Raw genomic sequence first — 17,021 nt, 5'->3', positions numbered from 1 at the left:
CCATCTCTTGTTGACTTGAAGTCAATCTCAAGAATTATGCAACAAGCTTATTTGTCAAAATTCACTTCTGGTGTTGTCAATTTATCATAGAAATCAACAACCTTGTCTTTGTCTTCCGACGAACGCAGTGCCATCGCCGAGCGAGGATGCTCGTCCAATGTACCTGTAATCATATAAGGCAAAATGTAACCCCACTCTTCTTTTTCACGGAGAGGGACCATCAATTGCTCCAATACACCCAGTACTGGACGCAGGTTGTATTTTGTGCCTTTCAAATGAGCAACGAGCAGTTCAGTAGGACAGTTTCCTGCAGCACGTCCCATACCGTATACGGAAGCATCCAGCAGTTCAACGCCAAGCTCAGCTGCTACCAACGAGTTTGAGAACGCCAGTTGCATGTTATTGTGTGTGTGAACGCCAAGACGTTTGTTCGGCAGATGAGTTTTGAACTTCTCCACCAGATATTTCACATCGTTATGATCCAGGCTTCCATAGGAGTCTACTATGTATACAACATCCACAGAACTTTCCTTGATCAGTTCAAAAGCTTCCAACAGTTCATTTTCCATAACATTAGACAATGCCATAATGTTCAGCGTTGTTTCATATCCACGATCGTGGAATGTTTGAACCAGAGCAAGTGCCTTGTCTACATCTTTGCTGTAACAAGCTACACGGATCAGATCCAGCATGCTTTCGCTGCGCGGCAGAATGTCATTCTCGTCCACACGTCCAACGTCAACGAGTGCAGACAGTTTGGTATTTCCTTTTTGCGGAATTACTTTGCGCAGGAAATCATCATTCAGAAAACGCCATGGACCTGCTTCTTCTGCACCTTTCAAGAGCTTAGGTGAGTTTTTGTATCCAATTTCCATATAATCAACGCCAGCTTCATTCAATCCAGCATAGAGCTGTTGAACAAAGTCCACGCTAAAGTCCCAGTTATTTACTAATCCACCATCACGGATTGTACAATCTACTATTTTGCAATGATTTGTCTTCATTAATGTCTGCTCCTTTTCTGACCAACTTGTGTATTCCTCTCATGATACTTGAACGTAACAAGAAAAGTAAAGGGATTCCCGACTTATTTACTTCGATAAGATTTCCATATCCGATCAATCTCACTCATCTCGGAATCATCTGGAGATTTCTTCCCATAGCGTACAGCGTTATAGGTATCTGGTAGCATTACAGAGAGCTTTTGATCATCTTCTCTGACCCCATGCTGAACAATCGTCTCCGCAGCCTCCAGTGGCGTATGTGCACCCTGTATATCCACGCCCCGGTGTGCAGCTCTGTCAATCCACTTTCGATAATAATATCGAACACGTTCAGCTTCCTGTGAGGGCAGCGACTCCTTCTTGCGGAACCAGGATTTTCGCGTTTTTGCAGGCGCCTCTAACGTTTCGCTAATGTCCACATACTCCGTCCGGGGTTCTACCTTCTTCTGACCGGGCTGCAGTAGCCCTTTGAAACGCTCCATAAGTTTGTTTATCGCCTTCTGACCCAAACGCAGGATAAGCCACAAGATCACAACTGCGACAGCCCCCATGACGACCCACCCCAGGATATCCCAGAAAATAGAGGGCTCCCCTGCCGGTTCCATTCCTTCAGGTATCATTGGCGGTTCATTTGGAGCTGTAGGCGTATTCGGCGGCTCCTGATTGGAACTCGAGCCTATTAAACCTCTGATCCAAGCAAGCAGACGGTCACGCAGTGGTCCTAGCCAAGCAACAAGACTGGGAAAAGCACCAATTCCTGCGATCACAATCAGCATCCATAACAGACGCTGATGATTCGCCCGGGCAAACTCACGTAACACGATCCTTTTTGAGCCATCATTTAATATCGCCCGATCCAGCTGCACACTGTATTGGCCTACCAACCAGCCAACAAAACTGATTACTCCCGCTGCATATATGGTTCCGGTGTAAGCCCGAAGAGGTTGCATGAATTCAATTCCATTGGCCGCCCCACTAAGCACAATTGCACTGACTACACCCCAAATCTGCAAGCGCCAAATCAAAATCGAACGGAAAACAGGTTGAAAATTCAACCCAATATAGGCTGAAATTACACCCCATATCACTGCAGTCAGCAAATCAGGTAAAGGAAACGCCCACACTAGTGCGATAACCAACGAGACCAACAGCCCCATAAGCAACGCTGCACCCCATCGAATAAACGTGTTTTTTTCACTGATGGTTGGTAACCTGTGTTGTACCCACTGACCTAACCAGCCAGCAATAACAAAGATAGCCATTAATGTGTATGGAAAATGTCCCGTTGCATAGAGAGAAGTAAGCGTTAATAGCGGATAGAAATATACCCCAATCAACAGAACGGCCGACAAGGATAAAAGTACTTTTTCCTTGGTATTGTTGCTGTTGGACTCATTCATGCACTCACCGCCTTGGAATCGCTTTTCCCGCCCTCTACGGGGAGTATGGTCACACGGTGGCCTTGCTCATGCAAACGCGCAATTTCATGTTCCATAGCTGGAGATACATAGGACGTAATTAAGAGATAACTGCGAACCTGCTGAGCCTCTTCATTCCGTTCGACCTCATCACTCAGGAACTGCTCCATGGGAACCATGCATTTCAGCTCCGTCTCTGCCATAGCTTCCAGTAACATTTCCAGATGAGGACTGCCGTAATCTGGCTCAATCCGTAATGGATTACGCCCTCCACTTACACGGTAGCCATTATGAGCAAATCCTGCGGGTAACCCTCTTCCAATTGCATCTACCGCGGCTGTTGCCGCATAACGGAGTGCCCGTTCGATCATCTCGGGGCGGGTAACGACACTCCACATGTCTGCTGACTCCTGAATGTTAACCACAATCCAGGATTGAGGGTCCGCAGTCCATCCCTGCTTATAAACCTGCAATTCTCCCGTGCGTGCACTTGCTTTCCAATGAATACGGTTCATCGGATCACCCGCACCATACGGTCGTACCCCGAGAATCAGAAAGGGATCTTCAACAATCCAACGGGATACCTCAACCTCACCTTGCCATACCTGATAGATCGCAGGCAGATCCTCCGCATGAACAAGTGAAGGATATACGACCATCGACAGATGCACGGGAATTGGCTTCGAGGTACGCCAAAGGCCGAACAAGTCCCCTCCGGTCATGGTTACGGTGTTTAACATGTATATCCCACGTCTACTGCATACAAAAGGATGCTTGCGCGTAATACGGGTAAACGGTTTCAAAGTAAAGATACTTTTATGATTCTGATAAATATCTCCCTGGCTGATATCCATGCCTGAGCCGGAACGGAATACAAATGAAACTGGCATCATAGCTTCAAGTCTGAGCCATGGAACCGATATTCGTTTTTCATTCGCAATCGTCTCAACCATCTCCAGCTCATCCCCGGCGTAACAACGCATTTTGCTGAACTGTCTGGTATACTTTAGCTTGCGTAAAGCCGGACGGCCGAACCATATGCCGTGTACTCCAATAACAATGCCTCCAACAACGACAAGCCATAGTAATGCCATATGTTATCGCCCGCTGCCTGTAGCAAGATTCTCCGTCGGCACTTCAATCTGGCTCAGAAGTTCCTGAATAATACGCTCCGCCAAGCCCTCTTGTTGTCTCACCCGGTTACGGAATACAAGCCGATGGGCTAACACGGGCTCCGCCAATAATTTAATATCATCAGGGAGAACGAAGTCTCTGCCATGTAAAGCAGCCCAGGCCTGACTTGCCTTGAGCAACGCCTGAGCTCCTCGTGGGCTTACGCCCAGTGAAAGCTCGGGATGCTGCCTAGTCGCTTCTGTCAGACGGATAATATATCGTAATAGATCTTCGTCGATTTGGACCGATGTATAAGTGCTCTGTGCCTCAAGCAGCTGCTCGCGACTAATGATAGCGGACAGATCGGCAACAGAAAGGCTCGCTACCGTACGTCTCAGAATTTCTACACTTTCTTCACTGCTTGGATAGCCCATTCGGATCTTCATCATGAAACGATCCATCTGTGCCTCGGGTAATGGAAAAGTTCCCTGGTTATCTACCGGGTTTTGTGTGGCAATGACGATAAATGGTCGTTCCAGCTGTCTGGTTGAACCATCAATACTGATCTGCCGTTCCTCCATACACTCCAGCAAACTGGATTGGGTACGCGGTGTAGCCCGGTTAATCTCATCTGCCAGCACCAAGTTGGCAAACAGGGGGCCAGGTCTGAATTCAAAGTCACCTTCTTTTTGGTTGAAAAAATGAATACCTGTCAAATCGGATGGCAACAGATCCGGTGTGAACTGAATACGCTGGAAGGTACAGTCCAGTGAAGAGGCTACTGATTTGGCCAACATGGTTTTTCCCGTACCGGGTACGTCCTCCAGCAGGACATGCCCTGAGGCAATGATTGCTGTCATCACAAGCTCAATCGTATGGTCTTTGCCCACAATGATCTTCCCTACATGGTCCATTAGCTGTTTGTTCATTTGTTCCATTCCCTGGATATTCATAATTGGTTCTTCCTCCCGTAAATTGAGCTATGTATTCGCATTCATTCTAACTATAACCCTAATCGCCCCAACAAAAAACAACAGGAATCGGCGGGTTAGCCAATTCCTGTTCGCATTACTCTTGTGTTTACACCAAGGGAAGCATAATGATGAACCGGGTGCCTTCCCCTTTTTTGCTATCCACAGAAATATTGCCTCCGTGATTTTTGATAATGCGGTAACTCACGGAAAGTCCCAGCCCTGTTCCGCTCTCCTTGGTGGTGAAAAACGGGTCAAACAGGCGCACAAGGGTGTTGTGGTCCATTCCCTGTCCATTATCAGCAATGGATATCTGCACATACTTGTTCTCGGTTCCCGTAGAGATCTGAATCAAGCCAGTATGCTCTTCGCCCACATCCTCGATGGCATCCATTGCGTTTTTAACCATATTCAAAATTACCTGCTTAATCTGTTTGACATCAATGGACACATTTAACGGGACTTCTGCTTCATCCAGGGTGATCTCGCACCCCTTCATCAATCCTTCGCTTTCTGTCAGCAAGACCACCTCTTTGAGCAAAGAGTTAACAGAAATAATGGTCTTCTGAGGAGCTGACGGTTTCGAGGAATTCAGAAATTCGTAGATAATGTCGTTCGCCCTGTCAATCTCCGTTAGAATGATTCGAGCGTACTCGTCTTTCCCCAATTGCAACAAATGAGGACGAAGCAACTGGATAAATCCGCGGATAGCCGTCAAAGGATTGCGAATCTCATGGGCAATCGATGCCGAAATCCGCCCCAACATTGCAAGTTTGTCATTCTGATAAGCGGTCTGCTCAATCTGTTTATAATCGGAAACATCCTTCACACTGAAGAGGAAGTCCCCATCCATCTGATCCCCGTACGTTACTGTAACCAGCCAATGCCTGCCATACTCGTCAATCAATTCATGATAGCGCTTACGATGAAAGATAGTTTCTCGATAGATGCGTAAAATTTTCTTTTTCTTGAATCGGCTCATCTGTGGATGATGCAGCATTTGCATCAGGGTGCAGCCGCTCAATAGACTCCTAGGAAGCTCCAACAATTTTGCCATTTGAACGTTAATAAACGTCAATACACCGTTACTGTCAAACAACATTATACCGCTATCCAGATGTTCCAGGACATTCTCATACTTGTTGTTATCCAGATGTACAGGCGGGAATCCATTCGTTGGTCGAGGCACTGTATCCTGAAATTCACTAATCATGTCAGGTTCCTCCTTTTCACGTAAATGATAAACTTGCCATTCGGACATCATATCATCACAGAAACAGGAAGGGCCGATTTTATTTTTCATTACCGGTGCCCTTTCATTAGGGGGCTGAGCCGAAAATATGGATGGCATGTCCGGAACCCAAGCTGGTCTATTCCGGGTAACCAAGAGTCGATCCGGAAAACATTATACGTCTGTTCCATTCTAACCTTCTCCTATTCCCAAACACGAACATTTTTTGCTCCGCCTCTTTTGCAAGTCTGTTTTTATCATAGACAAGTTTATAGAAGGGAGTCAATCGGAGAAAGTGTCGAATGGAAATTATTTTAAGAAAAACCGTGAATTAGTTTCTATATACAACAAAAACGAAGCTTATTCGCTCGATTAGCGAATAAGCTCCGTTTGTATAGTTTAAATTTTAAATAATTAAATTCAATCTATAGTCCACTCTTGTTATGCTGAATTTTGAGTCTGCGCTGACTCATGACGGCTAAGCGACGCTTAAGTTCACTTTCCCACTTCTCATCCTTCATTTCCTTGGCAAGACGAAGTAGATCCAGAGACATGTCGATCTGACGCTGCACAATGACCATAGCATCCTCGCTTTCACGATTCACGCAATTTTCAAAAATCGCATCTTCGTCTTCCGTCACGTAATCTTGAAAATCAATCTCCGACGCACCATCTCCATGCGCATATTCAGCCAAAATTTCATATTCATTTTCCACTTTATAATGCACTTCTACCCGGTGACACACCGGACAAAACAGCAGGGGAACATTATGAACCTGGGTGCGGTAATGCTTCAGCGTGCCCTTTGTTCCCACCATACTTGCCCCACAACAGTAACTCATTTTTGTTCACCCTCCTTATAACGTGCCGAGACTTTTTAATGGATAGCAGTCCCGTACACTTCAAGCACTTCCGAAAAAGGAATAGTTCCATCAGTGTATCACATTCATGTACAAATTATAAATGCAGAGCACCGGAATATTTACCGGGTTTCCATACCCTATTCGCCTTAAGGCCCTTCGATTCCTCTTTCCAGAGATAAAATGAAGGCTTTCTTCTATTACATCATTACCACGTTTACGTCCCTGTTTAAACACTTTTCTTCCTTTAGGCTTTATATTCTCGCAAAAGGGTGCAAAAAGCCCTCAATCCCATGAGGGATGAGGGCTTGAACAATAAACGTTCAAGTTCAATCAGGCTTACAGGTTGTTGTCGCCTGGTTTCCAGTTCATTGCACACAATCCACCGGATTGCAGAGCTTGCAGTACACGAAGTGTTTCTTCAACACTACGGCCTACATCATTGTGGTTAACGACTTGGTATTTCAATTCGCCTTCTGGATCGATGATGAACAAGCCGCGCAGTGCAACGCCTTCTTCTTCGATCAAAATGCCATAATCTTTAGCAACTTGTTTCGTGATGTCGGAAGCAAGTGGGAAGTTCAATTGACCAAGACCATTGCTGTCTTTAGGTGTATTGATCCAAGCTTTGTGGCTGTGTACGGAGTCAACGCTCACGCCAAGAACTTCAGTATCCAAAGCTTTGAATTGCTCAGCAGCATCACTCAAAGCTGTAATTTCAGTTGGGCACACAAAAGTGAAATCCAAAGGATAAAAGAAAAATACGAGCCATTTGCCACGATAATCGGACAGTTTTACGGAACCAAAGTCTTGTCCATCTCCCGATACTGTTTCCATTGCAAAATCCGGTGCGGGTCTACCAACCAAACGTTCTGCCATAACTAACAATTCCTCCTTTGGGATTATGTAAGCACTCACATTGAATGCTCATCATCAAGAAAAACGAGAACGCTTTTCCTGTAATTAAAATGGGTTTGTTACTTGATAACAAGTACAAGTAAAATGTTATCATCCGGACTTCTCAAAGTCAAGATTATAATCGTTGTTTTATTATAATAATTATAAATAAGGATTTTTCGTGGCAAAAATCATAAAGATACAGCCCTCTGCAATTCCGGATCGGAGCAAAGGGCTGTACTGTTCTTACTATTATTAAGCCTGTTTCTGAATTGCCGCGACAATCAGATCGCCCATTTCCGTCGTGCTGATCGCTTTGCTCTTGTCTACAGCGATATCGCTTGTACGATGTCCCGCATTTAGTACATCAGACACAGCTGCTTCAATTGCATCAGCACCTTCTGCATAACCAAAGGTTGTACGGAACATCAATGCCAGCGAAAGGATCGTTGCGATCGGGTTCGCCAGTCCTTGACCTGCGATATCTGGTGCTGAACCGTGTACTGGCTCATACAGACCAAAGCTGCCTTCACCCAGCGATGCAGATGCCAGCATGCCGATCGAACCTGTCAGCATCGCTGCTTCATCACTAAGGATATCTCCGAACATATTTTCAGTCACAATAACGTCAAAGCTGGATGGACGACGCAGCAACTGCATTGCACAGTTGTCTACAAGCACATGTTCCACTTCAACATCCGGATATTCCGGTGCTACACGGTTAACGACTTCTCTCCAAAGACGGGAAGTTTCCAGCACGTTAGCTTTATCTACCGAAGCCAATCTTTTGCTACGTCCTTGGGCAATTACAAAAGCCTGACGAACGATGCGCTCCACTTCAGTTACATTATATACGCATGTATCCACTGCTTCTTCGCCTTGTGCACCTTCACGTCTGAACTTTTCACCAAAGTAGATTCCCCCGGTCAACTCACGCACGACCATCAGATCCGTACCTTCCAGCACTTCCGGTTTCAAGGTGGAAGCATCCTTCAAGCAATCAAATACCACTGCCGGACGCAGATTTGAGAACAATCCGAGCGCTTTGCGAATGCCGAGCAAGCCTGTTTCCGGACGCAATTCCTTGCTGTTGTTGTCCCATTTTGGGCCACCAACGGCTCCGAGCAGCACAGCATCTGCACTCTTACATACTGTCAGTGTTTCTTCAGGAAGCGGCGTACCTTTCTCATCAATAGCGATTCCACCAAACAGCGCATGCTCTGTCTCAAAACGGTATCCGAACACTTCCTCCGTACGTTTGAGAACTTTCTCTGCCTCTGCTACAACTTCAGGACCAATTCCGTCACCTGCGATAACTGCAATTTTTTTCACGTCTGCCATGGGTTGTCCACTCCTTATATCCATTCATTCGGTTATTCACTTCAATAATTAACGTGTCATTTTTAACTCTCTCCTTTGTATCATATTCAGAGGTCATTTGACCAAGATATACAATCTATGACTTTAATAGTTTTTACCTATAAGTGGTTTAAGATTGGTTGTTCTGTACCTCTGACTGAGTTAAAATAAAGCCTGAAGACAAATTCAGGTAACTCAGGAGGGATTGCAATCATGCAATACACGTACTTGGGAAAATCAGGTCTTAAAGTCAGCCGGATCTGTCTCGGCACGATGAACTTTGGTCCTGCTACAGACGAAAAAGAGGCATTCCGTATCATGGATGCGGCACTCGATGCTGGTGTGAACTTTTTTGATACCGCTAACATTTACGGCTGGGGCGAAAATTCGGGTCTCACCGAAGAAATCATTGGGCGCTGGTTTAAACAGGGCGGCGGCAGACGTGAAAAAGTTGTTCTTGCGACCAAAGTCTATGGCTCTATGCACGACGATACAGACGGTCCAAACAATGATGCAGGTCTCTCCGCTTACAAAATCAGACGGCATCTGGAAGGTTCCCTCCGCCGCCTGCAAACCGATCATGTTGAATTGTACCAGATGCACCATGTTGATCCTGCCATCTCGTGGGACGAGCTTTGGGGCGCATTTGAGAACGCTGTTCATCAAGGCAAAATTGGTTATGTAGGTTCAAGTAACTTTGCTGGTTGGCAGATTGCCGTTGCCCAAAGCGAGGCCAAAAATCGCCATTTCCTCGGTCTTGTATCCGAGCAGCATAAATACAGTCTTAACTGCCGTTTGCCTGAGCTCGAAGTGCTGCCCGCAGCGAAAGAACTGGGCCTTGGCGTTATTCCATGGAGTCCGCTTGATGGTGGTTTACTTGGACGCAATGCCCTCCAGAAGCTGGAAGGTACACGCAGTGGAGGCATTGCTGAACGGATTGAATCCCATCAAACTCAGTTGGAACAATTCGCAGCACTTTGCCGCGAACTCGGCGAACCACAGGATACCATAGCTTTGGCTTGGGTTGCCGCCAATCCAGCAGTTACCGCACCCATTATTGGGCCTCGTACGCTGGAGCAGTTTGAAACTGCGCTTAAATGTTTGGATGTACCTTTGGAAGAAGCGGTCCTCAAACGTTTGGATGAAATCTTCCCAGGTCCGGGAGGACAAGCTCCAAACGCTTATGCTTGGTAAAAGCTTATCAGCTTAACTGAGTGCGTCTTTTCAATAAAAATGCTCTAAATAATAATGCAATTATCCTATACGTAACAACAAAAAAGTCTGACCTTCAAATGTTGAGGGTCAGACTTTTTATGTACCTCACTGAACTACAATACTTAGGGCTGGGGACTCCATCTCAGCTTCTCCAGCCAGACGAATTCCAGTCCAATGAAGAGCTTTGCTTGCTGCAAATGATGTGTTAAAGGTTCACATTAACGCGATTCGTGTAAGTCTTGCGTTTTTCGATCAACTTGTTCAATCCATCGACATAAGCACGTGCACTGGCACCCAGAATATCGGTGCTTACGCCACGTCCTTGTACAGATATTTGGTTTTGAGTAAGTACGACGTGTACCTCACCCAATGCGTCCTTACCATGTGTAACCGATTTTATCGAGTAGTCGGATAGCGTGACCTCTTCCCCGCTCACTTGGTCAATTGCATTATAGATGGCATCTACCGAACCATTTCCTTCTGCTTGTTGTTCCACCGTATCACCATCAAGTGTAGCAATACGAACTTTAGCCGTTGGAGTAGATTCATCACCATACGTCACAAAGATGGATTCCAGTTTAAACACCTCAGGTGCATCCTGCAATTTCTCTTCGATGACCGCCAGCAAATCCTCATCTGTCACTTCTTTTTTCTTATCAGCCAGATCTTTGAATTGGGCAAAAGCACGGTTCAATGCTTCATCTTCCAGTTCATAACCCAACTCAATCAAGCGCTCACGGAAGGCATGACGTCCCGAGTGTTTACCCAGTACGAGCTTACTTTCCTTCAGACCGATGGTCTCTGGCGTCATAATTTCGTATGTTGTTTTCTCTTTCAGCATGCCATCTTGGTGAATTCCGGATTCGTGTGCAAACGCATTCGCACCAACAATCGCTTTATTTCCAGGCACAACCATACCCGTCAAACGACTCACGAGGCGGCTGGTCCGAGCAATTTCAGAAAGTTGCAGCGAAGTTCTCGCCTGGAAAAATTCCTGACGTGTCTCCAGTGCCATGGCAATCTCTTCAATCGCGGTATTACCTGCACGTTCACCAATGCCGTTAATGGTGCCCTCAATTTGATCGGCTCCATTCAGGATGGCTGCAAGCGTGTTGGCAGTTGCCATCCCCAGATCATTATGACAGTGTGCACTCAGCTGCACTTTATCAATGTTGTGTACGTTTTCCTTAAGATGTTTGAAAATATTACCGTACTCATATGGGCTCAGATAGCCCACCGTATCCGGGATATTTACAACAGCTGCCCCTTCTTCCACTGCCATATTTACCATCTCAACGAGGAAATCATACTCGGTACGACCTGCGTCCTCCAACGAGAATTCAAGCTTCGAAAAAGTTTTCTTCGCATAACGAATTGCGGAACGAGCTGTATCGAGAACCTGAGCTCTGTCCATCCGCAATTTATGCTGACGGTGAATAGGTGAAGTTGCCAAAAAGATATGGATACACGGGTCTTGAGCGCCTTTCAATGCCTCTTTCACCGCATCGATATCCTGCTCTCTGGAGCGGGACAAGCCAATGACGGTAACGTTTTTGACCGCTTTGGCTACTGCATTAACTGCCGCCAAATCGCCTGGAGAGGCCGCGGGGAAACCGGCTTCCATCCGGTCAATACCAAGCCGCTCGAGCTGGTGCGCAATTTCCACCTTTTCACGAGTATTCAGATTGACCCCCGGGGATTGTTCTCCATCACGCAGCGTTGTGTCAAATACATAGATTTTACGCACGCCTCGCACCTCCTAGACTTGTATTTTATGTTCCTCTAAACCAGTAATAGCGGCACACGCATATGCACGGCCGCTATTCCCGGTTAAAGCTGTAAGTTTACTAGATTACCTTAAAACGAATGCTTACTTCTTGATCCAGTGCATCATCTCACGCAATTGTCCGCCAACCACTTCGATTGGGTGTTCAGCTTCATTGCGACGAGTTGCTGTCAGGAATGCACGACCGGATTGGTTTTCCAGGATGAAGTCACGTGCAAATTTACCTTGTTGGATATCTGTCAGAACTTCTTTCATTGCTTTCTTCGTATCTTCAGTTACTACGCGAGGTCCAGTTACATAGTCACCGTACTCAGCTGTGTTACTGATGGAATCACGCATGCTTGCAAGTCCACCTTCATACATCAGGTCAACGATCAATTTCAATTCGTGCAGACACTCGAAGTATGCCATTTCAGGAGCGTAACCCGCTTCTGTCAATGTTTCAAATCCAGCTTTTACCAGGGCGCTTACACCACCACACAGAACAGCTTGCTCACCGAACAGGTCTGTTTCTGTTTCTTCACGGAAGGAAGTTTCGATAACCCCTGCACGCGTGCAACCGATACCTTTAGCATAAGCCAAACCGATATCTTTTGCTTTACCTGTTGCATCTTGCTCAATTGCGATTAGGCCCGGTACACCGAATCCTTCCACGTAGGTACGACGTACCATGTGACCAGGGGACTTAGGAGCTACCAGCAATACATCGCTGTCTTTTGGAGCAACGATTTGACCGAAATGAACATTGAAACCGTGGGAGAAGAGCAATGCAGCGCCTTTTTTCAGGTTTGGTTCGATTTCGTTTTTGTATACAGAAGCTTGTGTTTCGTCAGGCAGCAAAATTTGAACTACGTCTGCACGGCTAGTAGCTTCAGCCGGGGACAGAACTTCAAATCCGTCATTTTTTGCAGTGTCAAAAGATTTACCTTCACGAAGTCCGATGACTACGTTCAATCCACTGTCACGCAGGTTTTGAGCTTGGGCATGGCCCTGGCTACCGTAACCGATGACCGCAATCGTTTTTCCTTTCAATACGCTAAGCTCTGCATCCTGTTCATAATAAGTAGTTACTGGCATGTTTATAAGTCCTCCTTTGTATTGTAAAGAACCCTTCATTAATGAGCGGGTGTCTCAAGGGACCGGCACGCTTTGTCTGCTTTAGCGTCTCTGGTCTGATCCGATCCGTTCAGACACCCGCCCATTAATGCGGGTGTGTGGCTATATAGTCAAGCGTTACATCACTAAAATGTTAAATTGCAACTTGTACGGGACTGGCACCTCATCTAAGATGAACGGTATTTCTCAGCTTAATGCTGCTAACACACTATTGTCGTTCCGTTGATAAGCATCAGACCATGCTTTTTTTCTCAATATAATTGCTTAAACGTTGCCTCGTACCAATGCAGTTATGCCTGTACGTGACAGTTCACGAATGCCGTATGGCTTAAGCAATTCAATCATCGCATCAATTTTATCTGTATCCCCGACCACCTGTACAATCAGGCTGCCTGGACCAACATCTACAACAGATGCACGGAATGTCTCCACCACACCCAGAATTTCTGGACGTTCAGATGGCTCTGCCTTTACCTTGATCAATGCAAGTTCACGGGCAACCATCGGTTTCAGACTGAAATCAACCACTTTGATGACATCGATGATTTTGTAGAGTTGCTTTTCAATCTGTTCCAACGTTTTGTCATCACCGATCGTCACAATGACCATCCGGGACAAACCCGGTTCCTCGGATTGACCTACTGTGATGCTCTCAATGTTGAATCCCCGTCGACCGAACAACCCTGATACCCGCTGCAGGACGCCAGGCTGATCGTTGACCAATATCGAAATCGTATGTCTTATCATTCCTCAGCATCCCCCATCAGCATTTGATCGATTGTCGCTCCTTGCGGAACCATTGGATATACGTTTTCTTCCTTGCGTACTACGAATTCAACAACGACCGGTCCTGGTGTATCCAGGGCTTCTTGCCAAGCACGCTCGGCTTCTTCCTTGTTGGTTGCACGCAATCCTTTTACGCCATAAGCTTCAGCAAGTTTTACAAAATCAGGGCTGCCTGCCAGATCGATATGACTGTAACGGTTCTCATAGATGATCTCTTGCCACTGACGTACCATTCCAAGGACCTGATTGTTGATAATAACAATTTTCACCGGGATGTTGTTAATGGCACAAATTGCGAGTTCTTGAGAACACATCTGCATGCCGCCGTCACCATTGATGGAAATCACGAGCCTGTCTGGATTGGCCATTTGAGCGCCAATTGCAGAAGGGAATCCAAAACCCATCGTTCCTAGTCCACCAGAGGTTACCCATGAACGCGGTTGGTTGAATTTGTAATATTGGGCTGCCCACATTTGATGCTGTCCAACGTCCGTAGTCACGATTGCTTCGCCTTTGGTTGTATCATTGAGCATTTCCACAACCCATTGCGGTTTTAATACTTCATCTGAATCTGTGTAGCTATAAGGTTTCTCTTGTTTCCATTGTTTGATCTGATCTCTCCAAGCATCCGCACGTTCAGCACGTTGAACCTCTTTGTTCGCTATTTCGAGAACCGTTTTCACATCACCAACGATTGGAATGTCGGTTGCGATGTTTTTGCCGATTTCAGCCGGATCAATATCAATGTGCACAATTTTGGCATGTGGAGCGAATCCATCCAGCTTGCCTGTTACCCTGTCATCGAAGCGTGCGCCGATGTTGATGAGCAAATCCGATTTTTGAATCGCCTGATTGGAAGTGTATGTTCCGTGCATACCCGGCATCCCGGTCCACAATTCGTGACCACTCGGGAATGCTCCAAGTCCGAGAAGTGTTGTCGTGATTGGAATGCCTGTCTTCTCCACAAATTCGAACAGTGCTTCGTGTCCACCGGAGTAAACTACACCGCCGCCTGCCAGAATCATCGGACGTTCCGCTTCCTGAATCGCCTGAGCCAGACGATCAACCTGAAGTTTGTTCGGTACTGTCCGTGGGTTGTACCCTCTCAATGTAACAGGTTCAGTCACCGGTTCAAACAACGTTTTGTTTGCCGATACATCCTTCGGAATGTCGATCAATACGGGACCTTTACGACCTGTATTCGCAATATGGAATGCCTCATGAATGACACGTGGCAGATCTTCTACGTCTTTTACCAGGTAACTGTGTTTGGTAATTGGCATTGTGATTCCGGTGATGTCCGCTTCCTGGAAAGCATCTGAGCCGATCAGGCTGGAAATTACATTTCCCGTAATGACTACGAGTGGTACGGAATCCATATACGCTGTTGCAATACCCGTAACTAGATTCGTTGCTCCAGGTCCGGAGGTAGCGATACAGACACCCACTTTTCCGCTCGCCCGTGCATATCCGTCAGCTGCATGAATGGCGCCTTGTTCGTGACGGGTTAACACGTGCTTGAAATCCTCGAAACCATACATCGCATCGTAAATGTACAACACTGCGCCGCCCGGGTAACCAAAAACACACTCTACACCTTCCAGCAACAAGCTTCTCAGCAGAATTTCGGAACCGCTAATGACCTCCGGCTTCATCCATTTTTCACGTAATTCATCTGTCGATCGTACTTCTGGAATTTGAGCTCCCATCAGTCATCCTCCTCTCAGAATTTACATCATTCTGACATTTAAAGTTACAAAAAAAACCTTCCATCCCTGCAAACAAGTTTATGCTTGCGAGGGACGAAAGGTTGTTGCTTCCGTGGTACCACCCAACTTTGTCCGAAATTTCGCAATAACGGACCTTACCAGGTACAAAAAACGATAGATCAAACGGATATACCCGTTCTCCATACCTGTTGTCTGTAACGCAGACATACGATTTTCCCTAATACCCAATGGAGTGACATCCAATGCTTTTCAGGAAAACAGCTCCGAGGTGAGCTCGTATATAAGGGGTAATGGTGGTGGTTTCAGCAATTCCAGCCACTCTCTGAGCAAAAGAGCCCTTAAAACTTCGTCCTCTTCATAGCCGATGAAATATTCTCGTTAAATGTTAGGAACATTATATGATTCCTCTAACCGATAAGTCAATACCCCTTTTGTATAAAAATTCAGAACGTCCCTAATCCTTCATTCTCCATCTTTAACGTTACCCCAATCCCAATGCTTCATTCAGTCACCTTTCAACTTGCCTCAGGCATAGGATATACGAGCAGCACGACTGGTCCTGAAAGGAGGCTTCCGATGGTGATTCGGCAACGTAAATCCAAGCTGGATGATGCCGCCATAATGAGGCTGATTGACTCTCAACTTGTTCCTCTATCTCATATGAGTGAAATTGAAATCAATAAAATACGCAAAGAAATACCCCTGCGAATGAACAGGGGCATGACCTTTGTTGTCTCATCGAATCCTGACAACGAAGCTGTCGCATTCATCCATTTTCTCATGCACGGCGAACTGCTGTATGTGGATATGATGGCTGTTGCTACAAAAGAACAGCGAAAGAAATACGGTCAGACCTTGCTGCTCAAAGCCGAGAATTTTGCAGCATCTCGTGGTTGCAAAAGATCCAAAGTGATGGTTGACGAAGGCAACACAAAAGGTCTTCGATTTTACCAGAAAAATGGATATATCACCATTCGATACATTATGTTAAGCCGCTGTTACGAGTTGGAAAAAACATTATAAATCGGTCTAGAAAAAGCCTGGTGGCCGTGGTCCATAGGGTCCATATCCCGGTCCTGGCCCTGGTCCATATCCACCACCAAAACCAGGTCCATACCCTGGGCCTGGTTTTGGCCCCGGGCCAAATCCTGGTCCACCACCTGGACCATAGCCGAATCCAGGGCCAGAGCCGTAAGCATAAGGCAGCGTTGCGACAGCGAGTAAATCAAATAATACCAATGGCAAAATAGCTTTGGTGTGTACTTTTTTGCCAACTGCACGTTTCAGCACTAATTTATTGCCCGATACTTTCAACAGTCTTCCGGTCACCCGAGTACCGTCTTTTTTGATCGCGACAATATTTTTGCCTATTAATTTCATCGCTTCATCACGCGTAACATGTTGTTTCATACTATCCCCTCCTCCTCGGATCGTTCAAAACAGTGTATTCGTCCAGGGCCGGCTTCGCCTGTTTCTTTGTCCCTAAATGAAAATATGGGTGTCTTTCTCTATAACAGTTAAGAAAGCTGATGACC

15 protein-coding genes are annotated in these 17,021 nt (G+C 46.1%); 2 read left to right on the top strand and 13 right to left on the bottom strand.

The features are described from left to right. Positions 1-47 precede the first annotated feature (47 nt). The 8 genes from A6049_RS08380 to leuB form a co-directional block, all read right to left on the bottom strand. Positions 48-1,004 (bottom strand): aldolase catalytic domain-containing protein, encoded by a 957-nt coding sequence (locus tag A6049_RS08380; RefSeq protein ID WP_063564204.1) that lies wholly within the window; start codon positions 1,002-1,004, stop codon positions 48-50. 83 nt (positions 1,005-1,087) lie between these two features. Beyond that, positions 1,088-2,404 carry a hypothetical protein gene (locus tag A6049_RS08375; protein WP_063564203.1) on the bottom strand — a complete coding sequence of 439 codons (1,317 nt, stop codon included), beginning with the start codon at positions 2,402-2,404 and terminating at the stop codon, positions 1,088-1,090. Further along, positions 2,401-3,516, bottom strand: a complete 1,116-nt coding sequence (locus tag A6049_RS08370; RefSeq protein WP_063564202.1) for a DUF58 domain-containing protein — start codon at positions 3,514-3,516, stop codon at positions 2,401-2,403. The genes A6049_RS08375 and A6049_RS08370 overlap by 4 nt, the downstream gene beginning before the upstream one ends. A 3-nt stretch (positions 3,517-3,519) precedes the next feature. Beyond that, on the bottom strand, positions 3,520-4,488 hold the full coding sequence (locus A6049_RS08365; protein ID WP_063564201.1) for an AAA family ATPase: 969 nt from the start codon (positions 4,486-4,488) through the stop codon (positions 3,520-3,522). Between the two features lie 127 nt (positions 4,489-4,615). Continuing rightward, complete coding sequence (locus A6049_RS08360) at positions 4,616-5,719, bottom strand: ATP-binding protein (protein ID WP_063564200.1); 1,104 nt, start codon at positions 5,717-5,719, stop codon at positions 4,616-4,618. A 443-nt stretch (positions 5,720-6,162) separates the two neighbouring features. After that, positions 6,163-6,579, bottom strand: coding sequence for a hypothetical protein (locus A6049_RS08355; RefSeq protein WP_024628323.1), 417 nt, complete (start codon positions 6,577-6,579; stop codon positions 6,163-6,165). A gap of 357 nt (positions 6,580-6,936) precedes the next feature. After that, on the bottom strand, positions 6,937-7,476 hold the full coding sequence (locus tag A6049_RS08350; RefSeq protein ID WP_024628322.1) for a peroxiredoxin: 540 nt from the start codon (positions 7,474-7,476) through the stop codon (positions 6,937-6,939). Between the two features lie 273 nt (positions 7,477-7,749). Continuing rightward, positions 7,750-8,835, bottom strand: a complete 1,086-nt coding sequence (leuB, locus tag A6049_RS08345; RefSeq protein ID WP_024628321.1) for a 3-isopropylmalate dehydrogenase — start codon at positions 8,833-8,835, stop codon at positions 7,750-7,752. Positions 8,836-9,066: 231 nt separating this feature from the next. Between leuB and A6049_RS08340 the strand changes: the two genes are divergently transcribed. Further along, complete coding sequence (locus A6049_RS08340) at positions 9,067-10,047, top strand: aldo/keto reductase (protein WP_063564199.1); 981 nt, start codon at positions 9,067-9,069, stop codon at positions 10,045-10,047. A gap of 226 nt (positions 10,048-10,273) precedes the next feature. On the opposite strand, the gene A6049_RS08335 is transcribed toward A6049_RS08340, so the two are convergent. The 4 genes from A6049_RS08335 to ilvB all read right to left on the bottom strand — a co-directional run bounded on the left by A6049_RS08335 (position 10,274) and on the right by ilvB (position 15,465). Continuing rightward, positions 10,274-11,815 carry a 2-isopropylmalate synthase gene (locus A6049_RS08335; RefSeq protein WP_063564198.1) on the bottom strand — a complete coding sequence of 514 codons (1,542 nt, stop codon included), beginning with the start codon at positions 11,813-11,815 and terminating at the stop codon, positions 10,274-10,276. A gap of 123 nt (positions 11,816-11,938) precedes the next feature. Beyond that, positions 11,939-12,931 (bottom strand): ketol-acid reductoisomerase, encoded by a 993-nt coding sequence (ilvC, locus tag A6049_RS08330; RefSeq protein ID WP_024628318.1) that lies wholly within the window; start codon positions 12,929-12,931, stop codon positions 11,939-11,941. 303 nt (positions 12,932-13,234) lie between these two features. Beyond that, the gene (gene ilvN / locus A6049_RS08325) at positions 13,235-13,717 is read right to left on the bottom strand and encodes an acetolactate synthase small subunit (RefSeq protein ID WP_024628317.1); all 483 of its coding nucleotides are present in this window, start codon (positions 13,715-13,717) and stop codon (positions 13,235-13,237) included. After that, positions 13,714-15,465 carry a biosynthetic-type acetolactate synthase large subunit gene (ilvB, locus tag A6049_RS08320; RefSeq protein ID WP_063564197.1) on the bottom strand — a complete coding sequence of 584 codons (1,752 nt, stop codon included), beginning with the start codon at positions 15,463-15,465 and terminating at the stop codon, positions 13,714-13,716. Before ilvB ends, ilvN begins: the two co-directional genes overlap by 4 nt. A 600-nt stretch (positions 15,466-16,065) precedes the next feature. Here ilvB and A6049_RS08315 point away from each other — a divergent pair. Continuing rightward, complete coding sequence (locus A6049_RS08315; protein ID WP_063564332.1) at positions 16,066-16,509, top strand: GNAT family N-acetyltransferase; 444 nt, start codon at positions 16,066-16,068, stop codon at positions 16,507-16,509. Positions 16,510-16,515: 6 nt separating this feature from the next. Here the strand turns inward: A6049_RS08315 and A6049_RS08310 are convergent, their stop codons facing one another. Further along, positions 16,516-16,896, bottom strand: coding sequence for a hypothetical protein (locus A6049_RS08310; RefSeq protein WP_063564196.1), 381 nt, complete (start codon positions 16,894-16,896; stop codon positions 16,516-16,518). Positions 16,897-17,021 lie beyond the last annotated feature (125 nt).

It is taken from the genome of Paenibacillus sp. O199 (assembly GCF_001636635.1).
GTDB lineage: Bacteria > Bacillota > Bacilli > Paenibacillales > Paenibacillaceae > Paenibacillus > Paenibacillus marchantiae.
The sequence above is the reverse complement of the archived record's forward strand: the minus strand, read 5'-3'. Positions and strand labels throughout refer to the sequence as shown.

Coding starts and splice junctions, on each gene's coding strand:
- ilvB (WP_063564197.1), bottom strand. CDS start 15,465: ATGGGAGCTCAAATTCCAGAAGTACGATCGACAGATGAATTACGTGAA.
- A6049_RS08365 (WP_063564201.1), bottom strand. CDS start 4,488: ATGAATATCCAGGGAATGGAACAAATGAACAAACAGCTAATGGACCAT.
- ilvN (WP_024628317.1), bottom strand. CDS start 13,717: ATGATAAGACATACGATTTCGATATTGGTCAACGATCAGCCTGGCGTC.
- leuB (WP_024628321.1), bottom strand. CDS start 8,835: ATGGCAGACGTGAAAAAAATTGCAGTTATCGCAGGTGACGGAATTGGT.
- A6049_RS08380 (WP_063564204.1), bottom strand. CDS start 1,004: ATGAAGACAAATCATTGCAAAATAGTAGATTGTACAATCCGTGATGGT.
- A6049_RS08355 (WP_024628323.1), bottom strand. CDS start 6,579: ATGAGTTACTGTTGTGGGGCAAGTATGGTGGGAACAAAGGGCACGCTG.
- A6049_RS08310 (WP_063564196.1), bottom strand. CDS start 16,896: ATGAAACAACATGTTACGCGTGATGAAGCGATGAAATTAATAGGCAAA.
- A6049_RS08360 (WP_063564200.1), bottom strand. CDS start 5,719: ATGATTAGTGAATTTCAGGATACAGTGCCTCGACCAACGAATGGATTC.
- ilvC (WP_024628318.1), bottom strand. CDS start 12,931: ATGCCAGTAACTACTTATTATGAACAGGATGCAGAGCTTAGCGTATTG.
- A6049_RS08370 (WP_063564202.1), bottom strand. CDS start 3,516: ATGGCATTACTATGGCTTGTCGTTGTTGGAGGCATTGTTATTGGAGTA.
- A6049_RS08340 (WP_063564199.1), top strand. CDS start 9,067: ATGCAATACACGTACTTGGGAAAATCAGGTCTTAAAGTCAGCCGGATC.
- A6049_RS08350 (WP_024628322.1), bottom strand. CDS start 7,476: ATGGCAGAACGTTTGGTTGGTAGACCCGCACCGGATTTTGCAATGGAA.
- A6049_RS08375 (WP_063564203.1), bottom strand. CDS start 2,404: ATGAATGAGTCCAACAGCAACAATACCAAGGAAAAAGTACTTTTATCC.